The sequence below is a fragment of the Neisseria sp. HMSC070F02 genome (genome assembly GCF_001814225.1).
Classification (GTDB): domain Bacteria; phylum Pseudomonadota; class Gammaproteobacteria; order Burkholderiales; family Neisseriaceae; genus Neisseria; species Neisseria meningitidis.
Window position 1 is genome coordinate 29,695 of record NZ_KV815444.1, and the last position, 6,000, is coordinate 35,694.

The window sequence follows — 6,000 nt, forward strand, 5'->3', positions numbered from 1 at the left end:
AAAAATCAGGACAAGGCGGACGAAGCCGCAGACAGTACAGATAGTACGGAACCGATTCACTTGGTGCTTAGCACCTTTAGAGAATCGTTCTCTTCGAGCTAGGGCGAGGCAACGCCGTACTGGTTTTTGTTAATCCACTATATTGAGAACATTTTGAAAGGATACCGATGGAACCTTCTTCTTACGCGGCAGAAAAAAAAGGCAAAGGCGGCATCAGGCGCGTCATTAACGCATTCGGCTATTCGATAGACGGCATCGCCGCCGCCTACCGTTACGAAGCGGCATTCCGTCAGGTTTTGTGGCTGAACGTACTGCTGGTGTGCGCGGCATTTTTTTGGGTTTCCGAAACCGCCGTCCGCCTGCCGTTGATTATCGCGTCTTTTGTGTCGGTCATTGTCGAACTGTTCAACACCGCCGTCGAAGCTGCCGTCGATCATACTTCGACCGAAAAACACGAGCTGGCCAAACGCGCCAAAGACGCAGGTTCTGCCGCACAATTGTTCGCGATGCTGATGTTGGCGGCGGTTTGGCTGTCTGCCCTGTTCGGGTAAAACGCTTGCAGCAGGATTTGTAATCCTTTAGGATTAGTATGTGGTATTTATTATTCACTTAATCCACTATAAGATTAAGCACATTCCCCGTCTGATATTATAAGGAGCAGAAAGATGAAAAAATTATTGGCGGCCGTGATGATGGCAGGTTTGGCAGGCGCGGTTTCCGCCGCCGGAGTCCACGTTGAGGACGGCTGGGCGCGCACCACCGTCGAAGGTATGAAAATAGGCGGCGCGTTCATGAAAATCCACAACGACGAAGCCAAACAAGACTTTTTGCTCGGCGGAAGCAGCCCCGTTGCCGACCGCGTCGAAGTGCATACCCACATCAACGACAACGGCGTGATGCGGATGCGCGAAGTCGAAGGCGGCGTGCCTTTGGAGGCGAAATCCGTTACCGAACTCAAGCCTGGCAGCTATCACGTGATGTTTATGGGTTTGAAAAAACAATTAAAAGAGGGCGACAAGATTCCCGTTACCCTGAAATTTAAAAACGCCAAAGCGCAAACCGTCCAACTGGAAGTCAAAATCGCGCCGATGCCGGCAATGAACCACGGTCATCACCACGGCGAAGCGCATCAGCACTAATCTGCTGAAAATGTTTGAAATGCCGTCTGAAAAAGCCCGGGCTTTCAGACGGCATTTTTATGCCCGCCTTTAAAATGTGTTAAAATCCGCCTTTAAAAACCGCCGTTTCCAACCATATTCTACGCATGAATACGACAGCAAACACCACCAATATCATCGTCGGGCTCTCCGGCGGTGTCGATTCTTCCGTAACCGCCGCCCTGCTCAAGCAGCAGGGTTATCAAGTGCGCGGTGTGTTCATGCAGAACTGGGAAGACGACGACAACGACGAATATTGCAGCATCAAACAGGATTCGTTCGATGCCATCGCCGTTGCCGATATTATCGGCATCGATATCGACATCGTTAATTTCGCCGCGCAATATAAAGACAAAGTCTTTGCTTATTTTCTTCAGGAATACAGTGCGGGGCGCACGCCGAATCCCGATGTGTTGTGCAACGCCGAAATCAAATTCAAATGCTTTTTGGATTACGCCGTAGGGCAGGGCGCGGATACCATCGCCACCGGACACTATGCGCGCAAAGAAGTCCGCAACGGCGTGCATTACCTGCTCAAAGGTTTGGATCGAAACAAAGACCAAAGCTATTTCCTCTACCGCCTCAAGCCTTTCCAACTCGAGCGCGCGATTTTTCCGTTGGGCGGTTTGGAAAAACCCGAAGTCCGCCGCCTTGCCGCCGAGTTCAAACTGCCAACCGCTGCCAAAAAAGACAGCACGGGCATCTGCTTCATCGGCGAACGTCCGTTTCGCGAGTTCCTGCAGAAATACCTGCCGACCGACAACGGTAAAATGGTTACGCCCGAAGGGAAAACCGTCGGCGAACACGTCGGGCTGATGTTCTACACGCTCGGACAGCGCAAAGGTTTGGGCATTGGCGGTGCGGGCGAACCGTGGTTTGTTGCGGCTAAAGATTTGACGAAAAACGAACTGATTGTCGTACAAGGACACGACCATCCGCTGCTCTATACCCGCAGCCTTGTGATGAACGATTTGAGTTTCACGCTGCCCGAACGCCCGAAAGCAGGGCGTTATACCTGTAAAACGCGTTACCGTATGGCGGACGCGCCTTGTGAGTTGCGCTATTTGGATGAAGAAACCGCCGAGCTGGTGTTTGACGAACCGCAATGGGCGGTTACGCCGGGCCAGTCTGCCGTGCTGTACGACGGCGACATCTGTTTGGGCGGCGGCATCATTCAAACGACCGACAAGCCTGTCATCATCACACGATAAAACTTATGCCGTCTGAAACAGTTTTCAGACGGCATTGTTCCGCTCAATTCCACTTTAAAAGACCGATACCTATGGAAAAAATCTGGTTAGACAGTTACGAGAAGGGCGTCAGTGCCGAAATCGACATCACGCAATACGGTTCCGTCAGCGATGTATTTTGCCAAAGTGTCAAGAAATTTGCCGGCCAACCTGCTTTTCAAAACATGGGCAAGACGCTGACTTATGCCGAAACCGGCAAACTGGCAACAGATTTTGCTTCTTATCTGCAAAACGTCCTGAAGCTGCCGCGCGGCGAACGTGTTGCCATTATGCTGCCCAACGTATTGCAATACCCGATTGCCCTTTTCGGCATTTTGCAGGCAGGTTTGGTAGCGGTGAACACCAATCCGCTCTATACCCCGCGCGAGCTGGAGCATCAGTTGAAAGACAGCGGCGCGACCGCCATCATCGTTTTGGAAAATTTCGCCAACACGCTGGAGCTGGTGCTGCCGCGCACGCAGATCAAACACGTCATCGTAGCCTCCGTCGGCGAAATGTTCGGGCTGCTTAAAGGTTCGCTGATCAATTTCGTCATCCGGAAAATCAAGAAAATGGTGCCCGAATACCGTATTCGGGAAACCATTTCCTTTCAGACGGCATTGAAAGAGGGGGCGAAGCACGTTTTCCAACCTGTCGCATTAAACCGCGAAGATACCGCGCTGTTGCAATACACGGGCGGCACGACAGGTGTTGCCAAAGGGGCGGTGCTGAGCCACGGCAACATCTGCGCCAATATGCTTCAGGCAAAAGAATGGATTAAAAACCAGTTGCGTGAGGGCAAAGAAACCGTTATCGCCGCCCTGCCGCTGTATCATATTTTCGCCTTAACCGTGAATCTGATGATTTTTGCCAATGCCGGCTCGAAAATCATCCTGATTACCAACCCGCGCGATATGAAAGGCTTTATCGGAGAACTGAAAAAACAGCGGGTTAATGTATTTATCGGCGTGAACACACTGTTTAACGCGATGGTTAACCGGCCCGATTTTGCCGAAGTCGATTTTTCAGGATTGCGGCTGACTTTGGGCGGCGGTATGGCGACCCAAAAAGCCGTTGCCGAAAAATGGAAAAAAATCACCGACACGCCCATCGTCGAAGCCTACGGTCTGACCGAAGCCAGCCCCGGCGTGTGCTGCAACCCCTTAAACATCGAATCATACAGCGGCAGCATCGGTTTGCCCGTCTCGTCCACCGAAGTCGAACTGCGCGACGCAAACGGCAAAGAAGTCCCCGTCGGGCAGCCGGGCGAATTGTGGGTAAAAGGCCCTCAAGTGATGCAAGGCTACTGGAACCGCCCCGAAGAAACCGCCAAAGCCATAGACGCGCGCGGCTTCTTGGAAACCGGCGATATTGCCGTCATGGACGAAAAAGGCTGGTTGAAGCTGGTCGATCGTAAGAAAGACCTCGTCGTTGTTTCCGGATTCAATGTTTATCCGAACGAAATCGAGGAAGTCATCGCGCATCACGGCAAAGTGATGGAAGTCGCCTGTATCGGCGTTCCCGACGAAAAAACCGGAGAAGCCCTAAAAGTATTTGTCGTCAAAAAAGACCCGTCATTGACCAAAGAAGAACTTATCGCCTTTTGCCGCACCGAATTAACCGCATATAAAGTACCGAAAAATATCGAATTCCGCGACGAGTTGCCCAAGTCCAACGTCGGCAAAATCCTGCGCCGCGAGTTGCGGCAAAGTACCGGGAAATAAAGAAAAGATGCCGTCTGAAAACAGCCGTCCACCGTTCAGACGGCATCCGTCCGTTTGCCAGAACCGCGCGCTTCACGTTAAAATCACGCATTCCAACATGGGTATTCCATCATGACCAAATTCATTTTCGTCACCGGCGGCGTTGTCTCCTCACTGGGTAAAGGTATCGCCGCCGCTTCTATTGCCGCCATCCTCGAATCGCGCGGCTTGAACGTTACCATGCTCAAGCTCGATCCTTATATCAACGTCGATCCCGGCACGATGAGCCCGTTCCAACACGGCGAAGTGTTCGTCACCGACGACGGCGCGGAAACCGACCTCGACTTGGGACACTACGAACGCTTTATCGATTCCACGATGACCCGCCGCAACAGCTTCAGCACGGGGCAGGTGTACGAAAACGTCATCGCCAAAGAACGACGGGGCGACTATTTGGGCGGCACGGTTCAAGTCATCCCGCACATTACCGACGAAATCAAACGCCGCATCCACGAAGGCGCGGCAGGTTACGATGTGGCGATTGTCGAAATCGGCGGCACGGTCGGCGACATCGAATCGCTGCCGTTTTTGGAAGCCATCCGCCAGATGCGAAGCCAGTTGGGACGCAACAACACCCTGTTCGCCCACTTGAGCTACGTCCCCTACATCGCCGCTGCAGGCGAAATCAAAACCAAGCCGACCCAGCACACCGTTAAAGAAATGTTGAGCATCGGTTTGCAACCCGACATCCTGATTTGCCGTATGGACAGGACAATGCCTGCGGACGAACGCCGCAAAATCGCCTTGTTCTGCAACGTGGAAGAACGCGCGATTGTCGGCAGCTACGATGTGGACAGCATCTACGAATGCCCCGAAATGCTGCACGACCAAGGCATCGACAACATCATTACCGAGCAGTTGCAGCTTAATGTGCAGCAGGCGGATTTGACCGCGTGGAAAAAAATCGTCCACGCCATCCAAAACCCGAAACACACCGTCAAAATCGCCATGGTCGGCAAATACGTCGATTTGACCGAGTCCTACAAATCGCTGATCGAAGCCTTGAAACACGCAGGCATTCACACCGAAACCGACGTACAAATTACCTTTGTTGACAGCGAAAGCATCGAGAAAAACAACGGCGACGTTTCCATGCTTAAAGACATGGATGCCATCCTCGTTCCCGGCGGTTTTGGTTCGCGCGGCGTGGAAGGCAAAATCGCCGCTGTGCGCTATGCCCGCGAAAACAACGTGCCATACTTGGGCATCTGCCTCGGTATGCAGATTGCGCTGATCGAATACGCCCGCGACGTGGCAGGTTTGAAAGGTGCGAATTCCACCGAGTTCGACCTCAAATGCGCCGCCCCCGTCGTTGCCCTGATTGACGAATGGCAAACCGCCGACGGCAGCGTCGAAACCCGCGACGAATCCGCCGATTTGGGCGGCACCATGCGTTTGGGCGCGCAAGAAGTCGAATTGAAAGCAGGCAGCCTCGCCGCCAAAATCTACGGCAGCGGACACATCCGCGAACGCCACCGCCACCGCTACGAAGTCAACAACAACTATGTTCCTCAGTTGGAAAAAGCAGGCTTGGTTATCGGCGGCGTATCCGCCGGACGCGAACGCTTGGTCGAAACCATCGAACTGCCGAACCATCCTTGGTTCTTCGCCTGCCAGTTCCACCCCGAGTTTACCTCCAATCCGCGCAAAGGGCATCCTTTGTTCACCGCGTTTGTCAAAGCTGCGTTGAACAATAAAAAAGCCTGATAAAGCGTTACTTGATGATCAAAATGCCGTCTGAAAGCCTGACAAAGACCTTCAGACGGCATTTTCGCAAGTCGGGGATTATAAAAGCCATCAATTTAATTTTTATGGTTTTATCTAGGGCGTGTCCTCAATTTAACTTAGCAT

Annotated in this window: 5 protein-coding genes; all 5 read left to right on the forward strand. The window is 52.6% G+C overall.

What is annotated here, in order from left to right; genetic code table 11:
* Window positions 1-167 precede the first annotated feature (167 nt).
* Window positions 168-551 carry a diacylglycerol kinase gene (locus HMPREF2959_RS06765; protein WP_002212838.1) on the forward strand — a complete coding sequence of 128 codons (384 nt, stop codon included), beginning with the start codon at window positions 168-170 and terminating at the stop codon, window positions 549-551.
* 114 nt (window positions 552-665) lie between these two features.
* Entirely contained in the window at window positions 666-1,139 is a 474-nt protein-coding gene (locus HMPREF2959_RS06770) for a copper chaperone PCu(A)C (protein WP_002222219.1), read from the forward strand.
* Between the two features lie 125 nt (window positions 1,140-1,264).
* A complete protein-coding gene (gene mnmA, locus HMPREF2959_RS06775; RefSeq protein ID WP_002243722.1) occupies window positions 1,265-2,368 on the forward strand; it encodes a tRNA 2-thiouridine(34) synthase MnmA in 1,104 nt (367 codons plus the stop codon).
* Window positions 2,369-2,439: 71 nt separating this feature from the next.
* Window positions 2,440-4,110 (forward strand): AMP-binding protein, encoded by a 1,671-nt coding sequence (locus HMPREF2959_RS06780; protein WP_002243721.1) that lies wholly within the window; start codon window positions 2,440-2,442, stop codon window positions 4,108-4,110.
* A gap of 111 nt (window positions 4,111-4,221) precedes the next feature.
* Window positions 4,222-5,856, forward strand: a complete 1,635-nt coding sequence (locus HMPREF2959_RS06785) for a CTP synthase (protein WP_002244956.1) — start codon at window positions 4,222-4,224, stop codon at window positions 5,854-5,856.
* Window positions 5,857-6,000 lie beyond the last annotated feature (144 nt).

Excerpts from the sequence above, each read along its gene's own strand:
- HMPREF2959_RS06765 (WP_002212838.1), top strand. The coding sequence starts at position 168 with ATGGAACCTTCTTCTTACGCGGCAGAAAAAAAAGGCAAAGGCGGCATC.
- HMPREF2959_RS06770 (WP_002222219.1), top strand. The coding sequence starts at position 666 with ATGAAAAAATTATTGGCGGCCGTGATGATGGCAGGTTTGGCAGGCGCG.
- mnmA (WP_002243722.1), top strand. The coding sequence starts at position 1,265 with ATGAATACGACAGCAAACACCACCAATATCATCGTCGGGCTCTCCGGC.
- HMPREF2959_RS06780 (WP_002243721.1), top strand. The coding sequence starts at position 2,440 with ATGGAAAAAATCTGGTTAGACAGTTACGAGAAGGGCGTCAGTGCCGAA.
- HMPREF2959_RS06785 (WP_002244956.1), top strand. The coding sequence starts at position 4,222 with ATGACCAAATTCATTTTCGTCACCGGCGGCGTTGTCTCCTCACTGGGT.